The sequence below is a fragment of the Rhodococcus sp. SG20037 genome (assembly GCF_031763325.1).
Lineage (GTDB): Bacteria > Actinomycetota > Actinomycetes > Mycobacteriales > Mycobacteriaceae > Rhodococcus_F > Rhodococcus_F qingshengii.
In genome coordinates this window covers 2,018,946-2,044,192 of the sequence record NZ_CP134497.1, presented here as the reverse complement: position 1 = coordinate 2,044,192, position 25,247 = coordinate 2,018,946, and the positions used below count along the sequence as shown (strand labels likewise).

Genomic DNA, 25,247 nt, shown 5'->3' with positions numbered 1-25,247 from the left:
GGACACGTCGACCGTCGAACCCGGCCCAAATGCCTTCCCGAATGGAATTCACCAAATCTACACCAATAATAGGAGAAGCCGACGTGGGCAGGGTAAGCCCACGTCGACTTCTACCGATCAGGCGAACCGCCGTCGGGCGTCCATGTTCTGAGCGATCACGTCTGCCTTAATGCCGTGTTGACAATCGGGCCGATCAAGGCCAAGCCTTCAGGCGACATCATATCGACGTGTGCAATATCGAGGGGCGTCTCACTAACAGCGCCTCGGACAAACTGACGCCAAATATCTGCGCGGATCACTGCCGAGCCTTCATCGCTCGAGCTGACGAACACAATCTCACCGTCGAAGATCGGCGGGGTGTACTCGTTCATCAACCGATGCATCCGCGCGATACTGACGAAGAGGCGCTGAATTCGTTCAGCCGTCAGGCCGACCTTCTCACCTTCCACCAGCGACATCAATGCCCTAGCACGCTCTAGTGAGAACTCCTCAAGTTTCTCGTCTGCGTGGAGGGCGATACCGATATTCCCGATCTCGGAACGCAAACCGTCCGCGAATTCTGCTTCATCTACCTTGGCGACCGTACCGTCGAGGAGTATCAGCGCGCTGACCTTTCCGCCCAGTTCCTCGATCCGCGCAGCAACACCCTGCGCGAGAACACAGCCAAGCGACCACCCGAGAATTCGGTATGGACCCTCCGTCTGCACTTTCATGATCTCGTCTGCATAGCGGTACACGTAATCGGACAACGTCTGTGCGTCGAATCCCTCCTCCGTCAAGGCCGGAGTCTGCAATCCATATATCGGAACATTTCTGTCGACGTGAGCAGACAGCGGCGCATAGGGCCACGCTAGCCCCATCAAAGGGTGGATACAGAATAGTGGGCGCTCAGTTCCTGTCACACGAATTGGCATCATCACCTGAATCGCGTTATCTCGGTCAGTTTCAAAGCCGACACGCATTCCAACTCCGAGGCTGTCTGCCAATGTGCCGACTCCCGAGTTGGTGAACAGAACGCGCACCGGAACGTCCGTCGATATCGCATTACCAAGCCTGGATACCGCGCGCATCGCGATCAGTGAGTTACCGCCGAGCTCGAAGAAGTCATCGTCCAACCCGACTCCGTCGACCCCGAGGAGTTCGCCGAATACCTCGGCTACGAGACGTTCCATGTCCGTGACGGGTGCACGGAACGCCCGTGTCTCGAATACCGGGGTCGGCAACAACTTACGATCCAACTTTCCACTGGTATTCAGCGGCAAGGCATCCATGACGACAACTGATGACGGCACCATGTACGACGGCAGTTTCTTCGACAAGAAACTCGTTACATCCGAGGTTTCGACTACGCCACCATCAGTCGGCACGATGTACGACACCAACGCGGTTGCGCCCGAGGTCAATTCCGCGCCGATTGTCACACTATGCTCGACGCCAGGGTATTCCGCCAGTGCCGCATCGATTTCGCCGAGTTCGATTCGGAACCCACGGACTTTGACCTGAAAATCGCTTCGGCCGACGTACTCGAGCTGAAGGTCTGTCGTCATCGCGTCTCCAGCGGTCCAACGCACTAGATCGCCGGTGCGATACATTCGCGCACCCCCGTTCGCATACGGGTTTGCCACAAACCGATCAGCAGTCAACCCCCGCCGTTCGTGGTAGCCACGGGCTAGAACGTCACCCGACAAATACAACTCACCGCGAGTTCCAACGGGAACTGGATTCAGCTGCGCGTCCAGCACTAGCGCCGTGACGCCTGAGATCGGCGAGCCGATTCTCACTGGGCTTTCCGCAATCAATGAGGCATACGTCGAGATGATCGTCGTCTCTGTTGGTCCATACGCATTGAAGTACGACCTTCCCGGCGCCCACCTGGCCAAGAGATCCGGAGACGTAACGTCGCCGCCGACCGAAACCACCTCTAGATCAGGCAAGGTATCGGGATCCATCGTTCCAAGCACCGCGGGAGTGATGATCGCGTGGCTGACACGTTCGGAACGGATCAGATCTGCCAACTCAGGACCACCCAGCACAGATGGAGGAACGACGACCAGCGTCGCACCCACGTTGAACGCCAACATCCATTCGAGAACCGAAGGATCGAAACTCGGCGCGCAATTGTGGAGAATACGAGACTCACTAGAAACGGAGTACAACTCGCTCGCGATATTCAGCAATCCGAGAAGCCCCGAATGAGTTACGGCCACGCCCTTGGGTTTGCCCGTAGAACCCGACGTGTAGATCAGGTAGGCCGGATGTTCGGGGCGCAGAACTGAGACTCGATCAGTTTCGCGGATAGGCGACGCTTCCTCAGCCGAGCACATCTCTATTGTCAGTGCATCATCGATCATCAGCCATTGAGCAGTTTCCGGCAACGTTTCCGAGATAGCGGAGGTTGTCAGCCCAAAGGATGCACCCGAATCCGAGAGCATGTGCTCAATTCGATCTGACGGATGTTTGGGATCGATCGGCAGGTAGGCCGCCCCCGACTTTGCAACCGCCCATACCGCGAGCACCATCTCATACGACCTAGAAAAAACCAGCGGCACTATCGATTCGGGACCAAATCCACGTCCGATGAGAACCCTGGCAAGTCTGGATGACATCTCATCGAGTTCCCCGTAAGTAACCGATCGACTACCAGCTCGGACTGCAATCGCAGTGGGATCGACCTCGCAAGCGGCAGTAAGTATATCGACCAGCCGACTTTGAGGCATTTCTGTCGCGCCGTCGACGTTCGTCAACATCCTGCGTTCGTCGACATCCAGGATATCTATGTCACCCAAGACAATCGACTGATCAGCAACGACCGCACCGATGATCCGCTCGAATCGTTCAGCAAATGAGGCAACCGTCGACTCGTCGAACAGATCCGTCGCATACGTCAACGACACCGCCATCCCCGCCGCAGCACCCGCATCGTCGAACGACTCCACCACCGTCACCGACAGGTCGAACTTCGCCGACACCGACCCCGCATCGACACCAGCAACCGTCAGATCACCAAGCTCGAGGACCGACTGCTCCATGTTCTGGAACACCAACATCACCTGGAACAACGGATTCCGTGCCTGCGACCGCTCCGGATTGAGCACCTCCACCAACCGCTCGAACGGAACATCCGCATGTCCGAACGCCTGAAGATCAGCCTCCCGCACACTTGCCAGCAGATCGACGAACCGAGCAGCACCCTCCACCTCGGTCCGCAACACCAACGTATTGACGAACATCCCGATCACATCATCGAGAACCTGCTCACCACGACCCGCCACCGGAGTACCGATCGCAATATCGGAGGTACCCGACAACCGGGCCAACAACACCGCCAACGCCGCATGAACCACCATGAACAACGACGAATTCGACTCACGCGCAACATCATTCAAACCAGCATGAACATCCGCACCCACCACGAACGAATGATCCGCACCACGATTGGACGCCACCGCAGGCCGCGGACGATCCGCCGGCAGATCCAACTGATCCGGCAACCCCGCCAACGCCCGAGACCAGAACTCGACCTGACGCGAAATCAACGACGCCGCATCATCTTCCGAACCCAACACCTCACGCTGCCACAACGCGTAATCCGCATACTGCACCGCCAACGGCGCCCACCCCGGAACCTCACCCCGAGAACGAGCCTCGTACGCAACCATCACATCACGCGTGAGCGGCCCCATCGAGAACCCGTCACCACTGATGTGATGAACCACCATCGCCAACACGAACTCCGACTCCGACACCGCGAACAACCGCGCCCGAACCGGAACCTCCACCGCCACATCGAAACCAGCAGACAAGAACTCCGACACCGCAGCAACAACACCGGACTCCGACACCACAACCGGAGACAAATCCAGCACTACCCGATCCGCCGACAAAATCTCCTGGAACCCGACACCGTCGACCTCCGGATACACCGTCCGCAACACCTCATGCCGCGCAACAACATCCGACACAGCAGCCTGCAAAGCCGCCACATCCAACGACCCCGACAACCGAATCGCCACCGGAATATTGTTCACCGCAGACCCCGGCTCGAACCGGTTCAAGAACCACATCCGCTGCTGCGCCAACGACAACGGAATCCGCTCCGGACGCACCATCGCCGTCAACGCCGCCCGAGCACCCGAACCGACCTCCGACTCCACCCGCGCAGCCAACAACTCCACCGACGACGCCTCGAACAACACCCGCACCGGAACCTGCGCATCAAGCGCCTGACCCAAACGAGCCGCCACCCGCGTCGCAATCAGCGAATTACCACCCAAAGCAAAGAAATCATCATCGAGACCCACCCGATCCACACCCAGCAGATCCGCAAACACCGACGCGACGATCTCCTCCACCGCCGTCACCGGAGCCCTAAACACCGCCTTCTCGAACACCGGCTCCGGCAACAACTTCCGATCCAACTTGCCATTGATATTGAGAGGGAACTCCTCGAGCACCAGAATCTGCGACGGCACCATGTACGAGGGCAGACCCTCCGACAACACCTCACGAACAACGTCGACATCGACATCGGACCCGGACGAAGCAGTGACATACGCAACCAACATCTCACCGGCGTGCGCGTCCTCGTGCACGACGGCCACCGCCTGACCCACCGAATCGACAGCAACCAACGCCGCCTCGATCTCACCGAGCTCGATCCGGAATCCACGCAACTTCACCTGGAAATCGCTGCGCCCCACATACTCCAGCTCGCCCGAACGATTCCACGACACCACATCGCCCGTGCGATACATCCGCGAACCCGCGCCGCCATACGGATTGGCAACGAAACGCTCCGCCGACAAATCCACCCGACCGTGATACCCCCGAGCCAACTGCGCACCCGCAAGATACAACTCACCCGCAACACCGACCGGAACCGGATGCAACCGCGAATCCAACACCAACAGTTGCGTATTCCACTCCGCCGACCCGATCGACACCGACGACACATCACCATCGGTCACCTCATGCGAGGTCACCGACACCGCCGCCTCCGTCGGACCATACAAATTGAACAACCGCACATCAGGATTCGCCACACGCACACGCCGCGCCAGATCAGCAGGCAACGCCTCACCGATCGCCAACACCTGACGAAGCCCCGACGGAAGAACACCACCACCAGTGGCCGCCAACGCCTCCAACATCGACGGAACCACATGCAACGTCGACACACCCGACACAACCATCACATCGAGCAGATACTGCGGATCCTGCTGACCGCCGACCTTCGCGATCACCAACCGCGCACCCGAAACCAACGCAGACCAAAACTCCCACACCGACAAATCGAACGTCGACGCAGTCTTGAGCAACACCGCATCATCCTGATCAAGACCGAAAGCCTCACGCTTCCACAGCAACTGATTCACCACAGCCGCATGCGAAACCGCCACACCCTTCGGCCGACCCGTCGAACCCGACGTGAAAATCACATACGCCGTATTCTCCGGCCGCAACGGCGAAACCCGATCCGCATCAGAGACAGGCGCATCCGAAAAACCAGACACATCGACAACATCAACCTCGACCACCGGCACCACACCAGCATCGAAACCAACATCCGAAGTACTGACCACACACACCGGAGCAGCGGCCTCGAGAATGAACGCCGTACGATCCGCCGGCTGATCCGGATCCACCGGAACATACCCACCACCAGCCTTGGCGACCGCATACATACCCACCACAAGGTCAACCGACCGGCGCATCGCCAACGCCACCAACGACTCCGGCCCCACACCCACCGAAATCAAATACCGCGCAAAACGATTCACCCGCGCATCGAACTCACCATACGACAGCTCGACACCACCACACACCAACGCAACACGATCCGCACCACGAACCACCTGCCCGTCGAACAAATCCACCAACGTCCCCGAAACACCAGCACGACACACCCCGCAACCGGACTCCAAGACGAGCGCGCGGTCGACCTCACCCAACAAGATGATATCGCCCACAGCGACACTCGGTTCCGCTGAAATGGTTTCGAGAACGCGCACGAACTGATCCACAAAACCGGCCACCGTCGATTCGTCGAACAATGCCGACGCATAGGTGATCATGCCGGTTATCCCAGCCGCGGCGCCCACCTCATCGTGATGATCGGTCACGATCAAGTGAAGGTCGAACTGAGAGTTCCCACTCTCGTACTCGACACCGGAAAGCGTCAAACCACTCAATTCGAAAGTCGACTGCGCCAAGTTCTGGAACGACAACCCCACCTGGAACAACGGATGATACGCCGTCGACCGAACCGGATTGAGCACCTCCACCAAACGCTCGAACGGCACATCCGCATGCGCAAACGCCGCCAAATCCGCCTCACGCGAACGAGCAAGCAAAGCGCTGAACGATTCCCCTGGATCGACTCTGGTGCGGAATGCCAACGTGTTGACGAACATCCCGACCAGATCATCAAGGATCTCGTCCCCACGTCCCGCAATCGGGGAACCGATCACAATGTCATCGCTACCGGACAAACGAGCCAACGTCACCGCCAACGCCGCATGCACCACCATGAACATGGTCGTGTTCGTACGCTGAACCAACTCCATCAACGCCCGATGAACCTCCGGAGTCACCGACACACCAACTGTGCCGCCGGCGAACGACTGCACCGCAGGCCTCGGCCGATCCCAGGGCAACACCAACTGATCCGGCAACCCCGCCAACGCCCGAGACCAGAACTCGACCTGACGCGAAATCAACGACGCCGCATCATCTTCCGAACCCAACACCTCACGCTGCCACAACGCGTAATCCGCATACTGCACCGCCAACGGCGCCCACCCCGGAACCTCACCCCGAGAACGAGCCTCGTACGCAACCATCACATCACGCGTGAGCGGCCCCATCGAGAACCCGTCACCACTGATGTGATGAACCGCCATCGCCAACACGAACTCCGACTCCGACACCGCGAACAACCGCGCCCGAACCGGAACCTCCACCGCCACATCGAAACCGGCAGACAAGAACTCCGACACCGCAGCAACAACATCGGACTCCGACACCGCAACCGGAGACAAATCCAGCTCTACCCGATCCGCCGACAAAATCTCCTGGAACCCGACACCGTCGACCTCCGGATACACCGTCCGCAACACCTCATGCCGCGCAACAACATCCGACACAGCAGCCTGCAAAGCCGCCACATCCAACGACCCCGACAACCGAATCGCCACCGGAATATTGTACGCAGTCGACTCAGACTCGAACCGGTTCAAGAACCACATCCGCTGCTGAGCCAACGACAACGGAATCCGCTCCGGACGCACCATCGCCGTCAACGCCGCCCGAGCACCCGAACCGATCTCCGACTCCACCCGCGCAGCCAACAACTCCACCGACGACACCTCGAACAACACCCGCACCGGAACCTGCGCATCCAACGCCTGCCCCAATCGAGCCGCCACCCGCGTCGCAATCAGCGAATTACCACCCAAAGCAAAGAAATCGTCATCGAGACCCACCCGATCCACACCCAACGCCTCGGCAAACACCGACGCCACGATCTCCTCCACCGCCGTCACCGGAGCCCTAAACACCGCAGCCTCGAACACCGGCGCCGGCAACAACTTCCGATCCAACTTCCCCGAAGCATTCAGCGGAAACGCATCCAGCACCATGATCTGCGACGGCACCATGTACGACGGAAGGGCTTCTCGTGCCGAGTTCAGAACTGCCGAAGAATCCACCGCAGTTCCGATGACGTATGCAATCAGGCTGTCACCGAAGACGGCATCGGTATGCAAGGTAACAACCGCGTCTGCAATTGAGTCGTGAGCGATCAATGCGGACTCGATCTCGCCCAGTTCGATACGTTGCCCACGCAACTTCACCTGGAAATCCGAACGACCGATGTACTCCAATTCGCCCTGAGCGTTCCACTTGACCAGGTCACCCGTCCGGTACAACCTACTGCCTGAGCCCACATCACCCGAGCCCCGAACAGCAAAGGGACTGGCGACAAATCTTTCGGCGGTCAACGCCGAGCGCTTTCCGTATCCGCGTCCGACACCGACACCGCCCACGTACAACTCGCCAACTACACCCGGAGGTACGAGGCCCAACGACTGATCAAGGATGAACAGATCTACATTCGGCACCGACGTGCCGATCGGAACACTGACCGTGTCATGTGCCGTTACCGTGTGGAATGAAACTACGTCCGACGCCTCCGTTGGCCCGTAACTGTTCACCACACGCACGCCGCTCGACAACAAGCCGCCCAGACGATTAAGCCGGATCGACTCGCCGCCGAGGAACACGACGTCCAGGGCGGTCAGCGCAGACTGGTCGTCACAAGACACGACCGCTTCGAAAGCGCTAGGCGACATGTTCACCACTGTGACGTCACCCTGCGCGACGCGACTAACGATGGCGTCAGGGTCGAACCCCTCACCTGCAAGGACCGCAGTCCGTCCACTGCTCAGTGCGGCCCAGACATTCTTCTGCGTCAAGTCGAAACTAGGTGACGACGCGATCAAAAGGCCACCGGTCTGAGGTAATTCGCTGCGATACCAGGACACCGTGTTCTCAATACCCGCCATCGGGACCAACGTCGGCTTCGGACGACCCGTCGAACCTGACGTCGAAATGACATACCCCAACCGGTCCCCCGCACCAGCGTTCCGCCAGTGATCCACTCGCACGCTGTCAGCGTCCGCGCCGAACTGGACGTCATCGAACACCAGGACGTCGACCGCCAGATCCAAGGGCTGCGCGCTTAGCGCGCATCGGGCGCCTGTATCTGCAATAATCGCGTCGATTCGATCCTGCGGATACGACGGATCTATCGGCCCGTATGCCGCACCGGACTTCCACACCGCCAACATCCCGACTATCCATTCGATGGATCTCGGTACGACCAACGCGACTACATCGTCCCGACCTACGCCGATTTCGATCAACCGTTCCGCGACTGAACTCGAGCGAGCGTCAAGTTGCGCAAACGTCAGACATTCGCTCTCAGATGCCACAGCAACCGAATCGGGAATCCGCTCAACCTGATCACCGAACATCGCCACCAAGGATTTGGTTGCAGACACATCACTGGGGCCAGTGGACCACTCGAATAGTTTGCTGCGCTCAGAAGCAGCAAGTACGTCGATACTGCCAACGCGAACAGCCGAATCCGCCGCTGCTGCGGTGAGGATTCGTCCGAATCGTTCAGCAAATGAGGCAACCGTCGACTCGTCGAACAGATCCGTCGCATACGTCAACGACACCGCCATCCCCGCCGCAGCACCCGCATCGTCGAACGACTCCACCACCGTCACCGACAGGTCGAACTTCGCCGACACCGACCCCGCATCGACACCAGCAACCGTCAGATCACCAAGCTCGAGGACCGACTGCTCCATGTTCTGGAACACCAACATCACCTGGAACAACGGATTCCGTGCCTGCGACCGCTCCGGATTGAGCACCTCCACCAACCGCTCGAACGGAACATCCGCATGTCCGAACGCCTGAAGATCAGCCTCCCGCACACTTGCCAGCAGATCGACGAACCGAGCAGCACCCTCCACCTCGGTCCGCAACACCAACGTATTGACGAACATCCCGATCACATCATCGAGAACCTGCTCACCACGACCCGCCACCGGAGTACCGATCGCAATATCGGAGGTACCCGACAACCGGGCCAACAACACCGCCAACGCCGCATGAACCACCATGAACAACGACGAATTCGACTCACGCGCAACATCATTCAAACCAGCATGAACATCCGCACCCACCACGAACGAATGATCCGCACCACGATTGGACGCCACCGCAGGCCGCGGACGATCCGCCGGCAGATCCAACTGATCCGGCAACCCCGCCAACGCCCGAGACCAGAACTCGACCTGACGCGAAATCAACGACGCCGCATCATCTTCCGAACCCAACACCTCACGCTGCCACAACGCGTAATCCGCATACTGCACCGCCAACGGCGCCCACCCCGGAACCTCACCCCGAGAACGAGCCTCGTACGCAACCATCACATCACGCGTGAGCGGCCCCATCGAGAACCCGTCACCACTGATGTGATGAACCACCATCGCCAACACGAACTCCGACTCCGACACCGCGAACAACCGCGCCCGAACCGGAACCTCCACCGCCACATCGAAACCAGCAGACAAGAACTCCGACACCGCAGCAACAACACCGGACTCCGACACCACAACCGGAGACAAATCCAGCACTACCCGATCCGCCGACAAAATCTCCTGGAACCCGACACCGTCGACCTCCGGATACACCGTCCGCAACACCTCATGCCGCGCAACAACATCCGACACAGCAGCCTGCAAAGCCGCCACATCCAACGACCCCGACAACCGAATCGCCACCGGAATATTGTTCACCGCAGACCCCGGCTCGAACCGGTTCAAGAACCACATCCGCTGCTGCGCCAACGACAACGGAATCCGCTCCGGACGCACCATCGCCGTCAACGCCGCCCGAGCACCCGAACCGACCTCCGACTCCACCCGCGCAGCCAACAACTCCACCGACGACGCCTCGAACAACACCCGCACCGGAACCTGCGCATCAAGCGCCTGACCCAAACGAGCCGCCACCCGCGTCGCAATCAGCGAATTACCACCCAAAGCAAAGAAATCATCATCGAGACCCACCCGATCCACACCCAGCAGATCCGCAAACACCGACGCGACGATCTCCTCCACCGCCGTCACCGGAGCCCTAAACACCGCCTTCTCGAACACCGGCTCCGGCAACAACTTCCGATCCAACTTGCCATTGATATTGAGAGGGAACTCCTCGAGCACCAGAATCTGCGACGGCACCATGTACGAGGGCAGACCCTCCGACAACACCTCACGAACAACGTCGACATCGACATCGGACCCGGACGAAGCAGTGACATACGCAACCAACATCTCACCGGCGTGCGCGTCCTCGTGCACGACGGCCACCGCCTGACCCACCGAATCGACAGCAACCAACGCCGCCTCGATCTCACCGAGCTCGATCCGGAATCCACGCAACTTCACCTGGAAATCGCTGCGCCCCACATACTCCAGCTCGCCCGAACGATTCCACGACACCACATCGCCCGTGCGATACATCCGCGAACCCGCGCCGCCATACGGATTGGCAACGAAACGCTCCGCCGACAAATCCACCCGACCGTGATACCCCCGAGCCAACTGCGCACCCGCAAGATACAACTCACCCGCAACACCGACCGGAACCGGATGCAACCGCGAATCCAACACCAACAGTTGCGTATTCCACTCCGCCGACCCGATCGACACCGACGACACATCACCATCGGTCACCTCATGCGAGGTCACCGACACCGCCGCCTCCGTCGGACCATACAAATTGAACAACCGCACATCAGGATTCGCCACACGCACACGCCGCGCCAGATCAGCAGGCAACGCCTCACCGATCGCCAACACCTGACGAAGCCCCGACGGAAGAACACCACCACCAGTGGCCGCCAACGCCTCCAACATCGACGGAACCACATGCAACGTCGACACACCCGACACAACCATCACATCGAGCAGATACTGCGGATCCTGCTGACCGCCGACCTTCGCGATCACCAACCGCGCACCCGAAACCAACGCAGACCAAAACTCCCACACCGACAAATCGAACGTCGACGCAGTCTTGAGCAACACCGCATCATCCTGATCAAGACCGAAAGCCTCACGCTTCCACAGCAACTGATTCACCACAGCCGCATGCGAAACCGCCACACCCTTCGGCCGACCCGTCGAACCCGACGTGAAAATCACATACGCCGTATTCTCCGGCCGCAACGGCGAAACCCGATCCGCATCAGAGACAGGCGCATCCGAAAAACCAGACACATCGACAACATCAACCTCGACCACCGGCACCACACCAGCATCGAAACCAACATCCGAAGTACTGACCACACACACCGGAGCAGCGGCCTCGAGAATGAACGCCGTACGATCCGCCGGCTGATCCGGATCCACCGGAACATACCCACCACCAGCCTTGGCGACCGCATACATACCCACCACAAGGTCAACCGACCGGCGCATCGCCAACGCCACCAACGACTCCGGCCCCACACCCACCGAAATCAAATACCGCGCAAAACGATTCACCCGCGCATCGAACTCACCATACGACAGCTCGACACCACCACACACCAACGCAACACGATCCGCACCACGAACCACCTGCCCGTCGAACAAATCCACCAACGTCCCCGAAACACCAGCACGACACACCCCGCAACCGGACTCCAAGACGAGCGCGCGGTCGACCTCACCCAACAAGATGATATCGCCCACAGCGACACTCGGTTCCGCTGAAATGGTTTCGAGAACGCGCACGAACTGATCCACAAAACCGGCCACCGTCGATTCGTCGAACAATGCCGACGCATAGGTGATCATGCCGGTTATCCCAGCCGCGGCGCCCACCTCATCGTGATGATCGGTCACGATCAAGTGAAGGTCGAACTGAGAGTTCCCACTCTCGTACTCGACACCGGAAAGCGTCAAACCACTCAATTCGAAAGTCGACTGCGCCAAGTTCTGGAACGACAACCCCACCTGGAACAACGGATGATACGCCGTCGACCGAACCGGATTGAGCACCTCCACCAAACGCTCGAACGGCACATCCGCATGCGCAAACGCCGCCAAATCCGCCTCACGCGAACGAGCAAGCAAAGCGCTGAACGATTCCCCTGGATCGACTCTGGTGCGGAATGCCAACGTGTTGACGAACATCCCGACCAGATCATCAAGGATCTCGTCCCCACGTCCCGCAATCGGGGAACCGATCACAATGTCATCGCTACCGGACAAACGAGCCAACGTCACCGCCAACGCCGCATGCACCACCATGAACATGGTCGTGTTCGTACGCTGAACCAACTCCATCAACGCCCGATGAACCTCCGGAGTCACCGACACACCAACTGTGCCGCCGGCGAACGACTGCACCGCAGGCCTCGGCCGATCCCAGGGCAACACCAACTGATCCGGCAACCCCGCCAACGCCCGAGACCAGAACTCGACCTGACGCGAAATCAACGACGCCGCATCATCTTCCGAACCCAACACCTCACGCTGCCACAACGCGTAATCCGCATACTGCACCGCCAACGGCGCCCACCCCGGAACCTCACCCCGAGAACGAGCCTCGTACGCAACCATCACATCACGCGTGAGCGGCCCCATCGAGAACCCGTCACCACTGATGTGATGAACCGCCATCGCCAACACGAACTCCGACTCCGACACCGCGAACAACCGCGCCCGAACCGGAACCTCCACCGCCACATCGAAACCGGCAGACAAGAACTCCGACACCGCAGCAACAACATCGGACTCCGACACCGCAACCGGAGACAAATCCAGCTCTACCCGATCCGCCGACAAAATCTCCTGGAACCCGACACCGTCGACCTCCGGATACACCGTCCGCAACACCTCATGCCGCGCAACAACATCCGACACAGCAGCCTGCAAAGCCGCCACATCCAACGACCCCGACAACCGAATCGCCACCGGAATATTGTACGCAGTCGACTCAGACTCGAACCGGTTCAAGAACCACATCCGCTGCTGAGCCAACGACAACGGAATCCGCTCCGGACGCACCATCGCCGTCAACGCCGCCCGAGCACCCGAACCGATCTCCGACTCCACCCGCGCAGCCAACAACTCCACCGACGACACCTCGAACAACACCCGCACCGGAACCTGCGCATCCAACGCCTGCCCCAATCGAGCCGCCACCCGCGTCGCAATCAGCGAATTACCACCCAAAGCAAAGAAATCGTCATCGAGACCCACCCGATCCACACCCAACGCCTCGGCAAACACCGACGCCACGATCTCCTCCACCGCCGTCACCGGAGCCCTAAACACCGCAGCCTCGAACACCGGCGCCGGCAACAACTTCCGATCCAACTTCCCATTGACTGTCAGCGGCAATTCTTCGAGCACCATCACAGAATCCGGCACCATGTACCCGGTCAGGAACTGCGCCACCGATGACAAGACATCAGCAACCACCAGGTCGACACCGGACTCCGGCACCACGTACCCCACGAGCCGGTCCCCAAGGGAAGCATCCGAACGCACGATCACGACTGCACGCGCCACACCTTCAACACGCAACAGCGCAGCTTCGATCTCGCCGAGCTCGATCCGGAATCCACGCAATTGGACCTGGAAATCGCTGCGGCCTGCATACTCGAGTTGCCCGTCGTCACTCCACCGCCCAACGTCACCGGTGCGATACATCACCGCACCGGAACTCGTGTGCGCAAAAGGATTCGCCACAAAGCGGCCGGCCGTCAGACCTGGCTGTCCGACGTAACCGCGCGAAAGCTGCTCTCCCGCGATATACATTTCGCCGCGAACTCCCACCGGAGCCGGACGCAATCGATCATCGAGCACGAACACCGAGAGTCCGCCCAACCCGCGTCCGATCACAGACGCTGTCGCCTCACGCGCCCACACCGCATCCACCTCGAGGAACGACACGTGAACAGTCGTCTCCGTGATGCCGTACATGTTGACCAACCGCGGAGACCGATCGTTGTGGCGCTCGAACCACCGTTCCAACTGCGCGAAGTCCAGTGCCTCGCCACCGAATATCACGTACCGCAACGACAGCGGTGTCGCCGCTTGACCCGCTACTCGGTCGGCCTCAGCAAATTGATAGAACGCGGACGGAGTCTGATTGAGTACCGTCACTCGCTCGCGAGCAACCAACTCCCGGAACTGTTCGGGCGAACGCGACGTGAGGAAATCGACCACCACAACCGTGCCACCAAATGACAACGCCCCCCACAATTCCCACACCGAGAAATCGAATGCGTAGCTGTGGAACAACGTCCATACGTCGGAGTCGTCAAACTCGAACCGGCTCTGACTGTTGGCAAACAATTCGACGACGTTGCGATGCGAGACCGCAACACCCTTCGGTCGGCCAGTCGATCCCGAGGTGTAGATCACATACGCACTATTCGAATCACGTAGCGGAGCAACGCGATCATGATCGGTGATTGAAGATCCTTCGTACTTCGACACATCCATGGACACGACGTCGAACACAGGAATGTCGAGATCGAGTTCGGCCCCACCCAAAACACACACCGGCCGCGCCGCGTCGAGCGTGAACGCAATCCGCTCAGCGGGATAGCTCGGATCGATCGGCAGATAGGCACCACCTGCCTTCAGCACCGCCAACAACGACACGACCAAGTCAACCGATCGAGGCAGGAGGACAGCCACCAACGACTCCGGACCCACACCTGACTCAATCAATTTGCGAGCCAAACGATTCGCTGCAGCGTCCAAGTCGACATACGACACTCTACGATCTTCGAACACCACCGCAGTAGACATGCCCCGAGCCAGCACTTGCGCATCGAACATCGAGACCAACGTCGTATCCACTTCGGGCTTCACCCGAACCTGATCGTTCCAGCCATCCAGCACCAGCGAACGCTCGACCGAATCCAACAACTCCACATCACCGACACACACCGACGAATCCGCCGCTGCTGCGGTGAGGATTCGTCCGAATCGTTCAGCAAATGAGGCAACCGTCGACTCGTCGAACAGATCCGTCGCATACGTCAACGACACCGCCATCCCCGCCGCAGCACCCGCATCGTCGAACGACTCCACCACCGTCACCGACAGGTCGAACTTCGCCGACACCGACCCCGCATCGACACCAGCAACCGTCAGATCACCAAGCTCGAGGACCGACTGCTCCATGTTCTGGAACACCAACATCACCTGGAACAACGGATTCCGTGCCTGCGACCGCTCCGGATTGAGCACCTCCACCAACCGCTCGAACGGAACATCCGCATGTCCGAACGCCTGAAGATCAGCCTCCCGCACACTTGCCAGCAGATCGACGAACCGAGCAGCACCCTCCACCTCGGTCCGCAACACCAACGTATTGACGAACATCCCGATCACATCATCGAGAACCTGCTCACCACGACCCGCCACCGGAGTACCGATCGCAATATCGGAGGTACCCGACAACCGGGCCAACAACACCGCCAACGCCGCATGAACCACCATGAACAACGACGAATTCGACTCACGCGCAACATCATTCAAACCAGCATGAACATCCGCACCCACCACGAACGAATGATCCGCACCACGATTGGACGCCACCGCAGGCCGCGGACGATCCGCCGGCAGATCCAACTGATCCGGCAACCCCGCCAACGCCCGAGACCAGAACTCGACCTGACGCGAAATCAACGACGCCGCATCATCTTCCGAACCCAACACCTCACGCTGCCACAACGCGTAATCCGCATACTGCACCGCCAACGGCGCCCACCCCGGAACCTCACCCCGAGAACGAGCCTCGTACGCAACCATCACATCACGCGTGAGCGGCCCCATCGAGAACCCGTCACCACTGATGTGATGAACCACCATCGCCAACACGAACTCCGACTCCGACACCGCGAACAACCGCGCCCGAACCGGAACCTCCACCGCCACATCGAAACCAGCAGACAAGAACTCCGACACCGCAGCAACAACACCGGACTCCGACACCACAACCGGAGACAAATCCAGCACTACCCGATCCGCCGACAAAATCTCCTGGAACCCGACACCGTCGACCTCCGGATACACCGTCCGCAACACCTCATGCCGCGCAACAACATCCGACACAGCAGCCTGCAAAGCCGCCACATCCAACGACCCCGACAACCGAATCGCCACCGGAATATTGTACGCAGTCGACTCAGACTCGAACCGGTTCAAGAACCACATCCGCTGCTGAGCCAACGACAACGGAATCCGCTCCGGACGCACCATCGCCGTCAACGCCGCCCGAGCACCCGAACCGACCTCCGACTCCACCCGCGCAGCCAACAACTCCACCGACGACACCTCGAACAACACCCGCACCGGAACCTGCGCATCCAACGCCTGCCCCAACCGAGCCGCCACCCGCGTCGCAATCAGCGAATTACCACCCAAAGCAAAGAAATCATCATCGAGACCCACCCGATCCACACCCAGCAGATCCGCAAACACCGACGCGACGATCTCCTCCACCGCCGTCACCGGAGCCCTAAACACCGCCTTCTCGAACACCGGCTCCGGCAACAACTTCCGATCCAACTTGCCATTGATATTGAGAGGGAACTCCTCGAGCACCAGAATCTGCGACGGCACCATGTACGAGGGCAGACCCTCCGACAACACCTCACGAACAACGTCGACATCGACATCGGACCCGGACGAAGCAGTGACATACGCAACCAACATCTCACCGGCGTGCGCGTCCTCGTGCACGACGGCCACCGCCTGACCCACCGAATCGACAGCAACCAACGCCGCCTCGATCTCACCGAGCTCGATCCGGAATCCACGCAACTTCACCTGGAAATCGCTGCGCCCCACATACTCCAGCTCGCCCGAACGATTCCACGACACCACATCGCCCGTGCGATACATCCGCGAACCCGCGCCGCCATACGGATTGGCAACGAAACGCTCCGCCGACAAATCCACCCGACCGTGATACCCCCGAGCCAACTGCGCACCCGCAAGATACAACTCACCCGCAACACCGACCGGAACCGGATGCAACCGCGAATCCAACACCAACAGTTGCGTATTCCACTCCGCCGACCCGATCGACACCGACGACACATCACCATCGGTCACCTCATGCGAGGTCACCGACACCGCCGCCTCCGTCGGACCATACAAATTGAACAACCGCACATCAGGATTCGCCACACGCACACGCCGCGCCAGATCAGCAGGCAACGCCTCACCGATCGCCAACACCTGACGAAGCCCCGACGGAAGAACACCACCACCAGTGGCCGCCAACGCCTCCAACATCGACGGAACCACATGCAACGTCGACACACCCGACACAACCATCACATCGAGCAGATACTGCGGATCCTGCTGACCGCCGACCTTCGCGATCACCAACCGCGCACCCGAAACCAACGCAGACCAAAACTCCCACACCGACAAATCGAACGTCGACGCAGTCTTGAGCAACACCGCATCATCCTGATCAAGACCGAAAGCCTCACGCTTCCACAGCAACTGATTCACCACAGCCGCATGCGAAACCGCCACACCCTTCGGCCGACCCGTCGAACCCGACGTGAAAATCACATACGCCGTATTCTCCGGCCGCAACGGCGAAACCCGATCCGCATCAGAGACAGGCGCATCCGAAAAACCAGACACATCGACAACATCAACCTCGACCACCGGCACCACACCAGCATCGAAACCAACATCCGAAGTACTGACCACACACACCGGAGCAGCGGCCTCGAGAATGAACGCCGTACGATCCGCCGGCTGATCCGGATCCACCGGAACATACCCACCACCAGCCTTGGCGACCGCATACATACCCACCACAAGGTCAACCGACCGGCGCATCGCCAACGCCACCAACGACTCCGGCCCCACACCCACCGAAATCAAATACCGCGCAAAACGATTCACCCGCGCATCGAACTCACCATACGACAGCTCGACACCACCACACACCAACGCAACACGATCCGCACCACGAACCACCTGCCCGTCGAACAAATCCACCAACGTCCCCGAAACACCAGCACGACGCACACCGTGCCCTGCTCGCTCGATCAGGCTTCTATCTGTATCGGTGAGCAGATCGATATCACCGATCACAGTTTCGACGTCGTTTGCAATCGCAGTCAGAACGCGCACGAACTGATTCACAAACCCGGCCACCGTCGATTCGTCGAACAACGCCGACGCAAACGTCATAGTGCCGGAAATACCACTAGCCGCCCCACCGTCATAGTGGTCGGTCACGATCAAGTGAAGGTCGAACTGCGAAGTTCCACTGTCAAATTCGACACCGGAAAGCGTCAGACCACTCAATTCGAAAGTCGACTGCTCCAAGTTCTGGAACGACAACCCCACCTGGAACAACGGATGATACGCCGTCGACCGAACCGGATTGAGCACCTCCACCAAACGCTCGAACGGCACATCCGCATGCGCAAACGCCGCCAAATCCGCCTCACGCGAACGAGAAAGAAGATCAGTAAACGAAACGCCGGCATCAACGGATGTCCGCAACACCAACGTGTTGACGAACATCCCGACCAGATCGTCCAACGCTCTCTCGCCTCGACCGGCAATCGGTGTGCCGACTGTGATGTCTTCTGTACCCGACAATCGAGCCAACACCACCGCCAGGGCGGCATGCACCACCATGAACAGCGTCGAATTGTTCTGCTGCGCGACATCCACGAGACGGCGATGCAGGTCCGCACCGATCACCACAGGAACCTGCCCGCCGTCGAATGCCTGGACCGCAGGCCTCGGACGATCCCAGGGCAACACCAACTGATCCGGCAACCCCGCCAACGCCCGAGACCAGAACTCGACCTGACGCGAAACCAACGACGCCGCATCACCTTCCGAACCCAACACCTCACGCTGCCACAACGCGTAATCCGCATACTGCACCGCCAACGGCGCCCACGACGGCATAGCATCCGCGGATCGAGCCATGTAGGCAACCATCAGATCTCGCGTCATCGGGCCCATCGACGACCCATCCGCACTGATGTGATGAACAACGAACACCAGCACGTACTCGTCAGGTGCCACCACAAACACACGCGCGCGTACGGGGACCTGCACCGTGACATCGAAACCACTCGACATGAATCCGACCACCGCCGACATCACGTCGGCTTCCGAGACCGGAACCGGTGTCAGGTCCAGCTCTACCCGATCGACCGAGACGATTTGCTGGTATCCGACGCCGTCGACCTCCGGATACACCGTCCGCAACACCTCATGCCGCGCAACAACATCCGACACAGCAGCCTGCAAAGCCGCCACATCCAACAACCCCGACAACCGAATCGCCACGGGCAAGTTGTATGCCGTTGATTCAGGCTCGAAGCGGTTCAAGAACCACATACGCTGCTGCGCCAACGACAACGGAATCCGCTCCGGACGCACCATCGCCGTCAACGCCGCCCGCGCACCCGAACCGACCTCCGACTCCACCCGCGCAGCCAACAACTCCACCGACGACGCCTCGAACAACACCCGCACCGGAACCTGCGCATCCAACGCCTGCCCCAACCGAGCCGCCACCCGCGTCGCAATCAGCGAATTACCACCCAAAGCAAAGAAATCATCATCGAGACCCACACGATCAACACCCAGCAGATCCGCAAACACCGACGCGACGATCTCCTCCACCGCCGTCACCGGAGCCCTAAACACCGCCTTCTCGAACACCGGCTCCGGCAACAACTTCCGATCCAACTTCCCCGAAGCATTCAACGGGAACGCATCCAACACCATGATCTGCGACGGCACCATATACGACGGCAACACCGCACCCAACGAATCCACCAGTGCCGCAATATCAACTACCGCACCCGACGCGGGCACCACATACCCCACCAACTGATCACCGGTCTTGGTCGACACCACAGCCACCGACGACACAGACACCGACATATCGGCCACCAACGCCGACTCGATCTCCCCCAACTCGATCCGCTGACCACGGAACTTCACCTGAAAATCGGTACGACCGATGTACTCGAGCTCCCCCGAAACGCCCCACCGCACCAAGTCCCCAGTGCGATACATCCGCGAACCCACGCCGCCATACGGATTGGCAACGAACCGATCCGCCGACAAATCCGGACGAGAAACATACCCACGAGCCAACTGATCACCCGCAAGATACAACTCACCCGCAACACCCACCGGCACCGGACGCAAACGAGAATCCAACACGAAAACCTGCGAATTCCACTGCGGCACACCAATAGACACCACACCACCATCGACGGCGCACGTCACATCCGCGAACGTGATCGACACCGCGGCCTCGGTCGGACCATACAAGTTGTGAACCCGCGCACCCGACACCACACCGAAATCACGCACCGTCTGCGCCGGCAACGCCTCACCGATGACGAACACATCACGCAACGAAACCAACTGGCCCGCCGAAACTTCCCCCGCGAACACCGACAACATCGTCGGCACGAAGTCCGTCACCGTCACACCCTGATCAGCGATCACCGACGCCAAATACCCCGGATCCCGATGACCATCATGCGTGGCCACCACCAACCGCGCACCCACCGCCAACGGCAAGAAGAAGCCCCACAACGACACGTCGAACGTCGTCGCAGTCTTCTGCAGATACACATCCGCCCCGGTCAGAACATATCGACCCTGCATCCACGCCATCTGATTGACGATCGCCGCATGCGAAACCGCCACACCCTTCGGCTTCCCCGTCGACCCCGACGTGAAGATCACATACGCAGCATTCGAACCACGCAGCGGCGCAACACGATCTGCATCGGAAACAGACACATCCGAAAACCCGGACACATCCAACTCGTCGATCAACACCACATCGAACTCACCCGGCAACACCACACCGTCATCAGCAGTGGACAACACACACACCGGTGACGCAGTCCCGAGAATATGACCATTGCGCTCGACCGGATGATCCGGATCCAACGGCACATACGCCCCACCCGCAGCAACCACCGCATACATACCCACCACAAGGTCAACCGACCGGCGCATCGCCAACGCCACCAACGACTCCGGCCCCACACCCACCGAAATCAAATACCGCGCAAGGCGATTCACCCGAGACGCAAACTCCACATACGTCAGAGACTGCCCCTCGAACACCAACGCCACCGCACCCGGCGTCGCCGCCACCTGCGCAACAAACCCGTCGAGCAACAAAGCACCAGCAGTCAACTCGTGAACAGTGTCATTGACCGCCACCAACACCTGCGAACGCTCGTCCTCACCGAGCAACTCCACATCCCCGACAACCGAATCAGGCTCCGCCACCATCGCTTCCAGAACCCGAACCAACCGCTCCGCAAACGAAACAACCGTCGACTCGTCGAACAAATCCGTCGCATACGTCAACGACATCGGCATCCCCACACCGACGCCGTCCTCCTCCACCGGCGTCACCGTCAACTGCAGATCGAACTTCGCGATTTCCACACCGGCGTCGAAACCGGCAATCGACAGCCCCGGCAATTCCACGACACCCTGCGCCATGTTCTGGAAGAACAACGCAACCTGGAACAACGGATGATGAGCCTGCGACCGCGCCGGATCAAGCACCTCCACCAACCGCTCGAACGGAACATCCTCGTTGCCGAACGCCCCCAGATCGACGTCACGAACCCGACCCAACAACTCCGAGAACGACTCCGAGGAATCCACCTCCGTCCGCAACACCAACGTGTTGACGAACATCCCGATCAGATCATCGAGCTTCTGCTCACCCCGTCCAGCGATCGGCGAGCCCACGACAACATCATCACTACCACTCAGTCGCGCCAGCAACACCACCAACGCCGCATGCACCACCATGAACAACGACACACTGCGATCAAGCGCCAACTGCTCGAGCGCCCGATGCAACCGCTCGTCTACCGAAAACTGGTAACTCGCACCATGATTGGATGCCACCAACGGCCGCTGGCGATCCGCCGGCAAGTCGATCCGCTCCGGCAACCCCGCCAGCACCGACGTCCAATACCCCAACTGCTCGGACATCAACGACGACGGGTCACCCTCGGACCCCAACACCTCACGCTGCCACAACGCGAAGTCCGCATACTGCACCGCCAACGGCGCCCACTGCGGAACCTGCCCACCCGCACGCGCCACATACGCCACCGACACATCACGCACCAACGGACCCAAGGAAACGCCGTCAGCGGCAATGTGGTGAATCACCAACGCCAACACGAACTCCGACGGTCCCGTCTGGAACAAACGAACCCGCAACGGCACCTCGGAAGTGACATCGAAACCCTCAGTCACTACCGGCGCCAACACCTTCAACAAATCGGCCTCACTGACAAGCTCCGGCGATACTTCCACCTCGAACTCATCCGCCGAAAGAACCCGCTGGAACCCCACACCCTCGAATTCTGGATACACCGTCCGCAAAACTTCGTGCCGCGCAACAACATCCGACACCGCAGCACCCAACGCTGCAATATCCACCGTGCCAGACAAACGCAGCACGATCGGAATATTGTTGACACCTGACACAGCATCGAACCGCGACAAGAACCACATCCGCTGCTGCGCCAACGACAACGGCACCCGCTCCGGACGCGTCTGCGCCGACAACGGCACCCGCACACGCCCCGCCGAAGACCCCAGCACAGAAGCCAACGACGCCACCGTCGAAGACTCGAACAATGTCTTGACCTGAACCCGCACATCGAAAGCCGCACTCAAACGACCCGCCAACTTCGCTGCAATCAGGGAATTACCACCCAGCTCGAAGAAGTCATCATCAGCCCCCACCTGCTCGAGACCCAACAACTCACCGAACACACCCGCAACCAACATCTCAGACTCAGATGAAGGCTCACGGAACGCACGCGACTCGAAAACCGGATCCGGCAACGCCGCCACATCCAACTTACCTACGGGCGTCAACGGAATCTCGTCAATTGCCATCACCGACGCTGGAACCATGTGACGCGGAAGTTCACGCCTGCAGTTGTCGATCAGCTCCGATACGTCGAACTCGGAACCCGTCAGTGGAAGTACATACGCCACCAATGCGTGCTCACCGTTGTCGAGCTTTCGGCCGATTGTCGCGACGAACTCCACCGATGGGTGCTTTGCCAACACTGCGTCGATCTCGCCGAGTTCGACGCGGAAGCCGCGGATCTTCAGCTGCGAATCCGAGCGCCCCACGTATTCGAGGTCACGCGCACCGGCGTCAGCTACCCACCGCACCAGGTCACCCGTGCGATACATTCGATCGCCTTGAGCTCCAAAAGGATTCGCAACGAAGCGATCGGCCGTCATACCTCTGAGGTTGTGGTATCCACGCGCCACCTGCGGCCCCGCGAGATACAACTCTCCCGTCGACCCGACAGGTACTGGCAGGAGGCGTGAGTCCAGAACCAATGATGAAACGCCCTGGATCGGCCCACCGATGCTCACCCGATCACCGGGTGCCAAATTCGGGCTTATGTTCGTGATGATCGTGGTTTCGGTAGGTCCGTACGCGTTGAAGAAGGCTCTGCCCCGACCCCATTTTGCGACCAGTTCGGGCGGGCAGACCTCACCACCGACGATTGCCGCCTCGACAGAATTCAGGTTCGTCGGATCGACGGAAGCCAGCATCGAGGGCGTACCCACCACGTGGGTCACCCGCTCCGCTTCGAGCAGCTCCGCCAGTTCCTCGCCACCGTAAATGCTCGGCGGGACGATGACCATTGTCGAGCCGGACCCGATGGTGAGCAACAATTCGAACAGCGACGTATCGAAGCTGGGTGTTGCGAAGTGCAGAACCCTCGACTGTGCCTTAGCGCCGAGTTTGTCGACCTGCTCACTGAGCAAATTGCCGAGCCCACCGTGCGTGACTACTACACCCTTGGGTCGACCCGTCGAGCCCGAGGTATAGATCACATATGCCGGATGCTCCACCCGTAGCGTCGAAACACGATCCGAATAGGCCACCGGATCCCGCGACACCTCGGACAGCGATTGTTTGACCTTCGGCGAATCAATCGATTTCCAATCGACCGACGAAGGAAGGTCGGAAACGACCTCTTCTACGGTCAACCCCACCGAAACACCAGAATCCTCGATCATGTACGCCACACGATCAGCCGGATAATTCGGATCCACCGGAACAAAAGCCGCACCCGACTTCGCCACCGCCCACAACGCCAACACGGACTCGATGGACCGCGGAACCGAGACGGCAACCCGATCTTCCGGCCCCACACCGTCCGCAATCAACACCCGAGCCAAACGAGACGACCACTCGTCCAACTCGGAGTAAGACAAAGACCTGCCCTCGAACCGCAGAGCCTCCTGCGAAGGGTTCATCTCCACGGCTGCCGCAAGCAACTGAGGCAGCAACGGGGTTCGGTCCCTGCGGCCTCGTGCTGGGCGTTGGCGGCGGGGCCTGCGAGCCGCTGATGTCTCGGGCGTCACTCCGTCGGTGCTCATCCGGCCACGACCTGCGATCGAACGGCATGTTGGAAGAGCTCGTGCTGCGTCAAGACAATTCACCTTCGTTTTGGTACTGCAGTTTCGATCGCTGTTCAAGCGGCTGATCTGTCCAAGGCTCCGGCCGTGACCAGGGATTACCCGCTCCGGACGTCCCTGTAGTTGATCGGACAC

General features: G+C 59.8%; 1 protein-coding gene. It reads right to left on the bottom strand.

Annotated elements, in window-relative coordinates:
• Window positions 1-155 precede the first annotated feature (155 nt).
• Window positions 156-25,073: a non-ribosomal peptide synthase/polyketide synthase gene (locus RHP72_RS09370; protein ID WP_311094600.1), complete on the bottom strand. Its 24,918-nt coding sequence runs from the start codon at window positions 25,071-25,073 to the stop codon at window positions 156-158.
• Window positions 25,074-25,247: the final 174 nt, after the last annotated feature.

Coding starts and splice junctions, on each gene's coding strand:
- RHP72_RS09370 (WP_311094600.1), bottom strand. CDS start 25,073: ATGAGCACCGACGGAGTGACGCCCGAGACATCAGCGGCTCGCAGGCCC.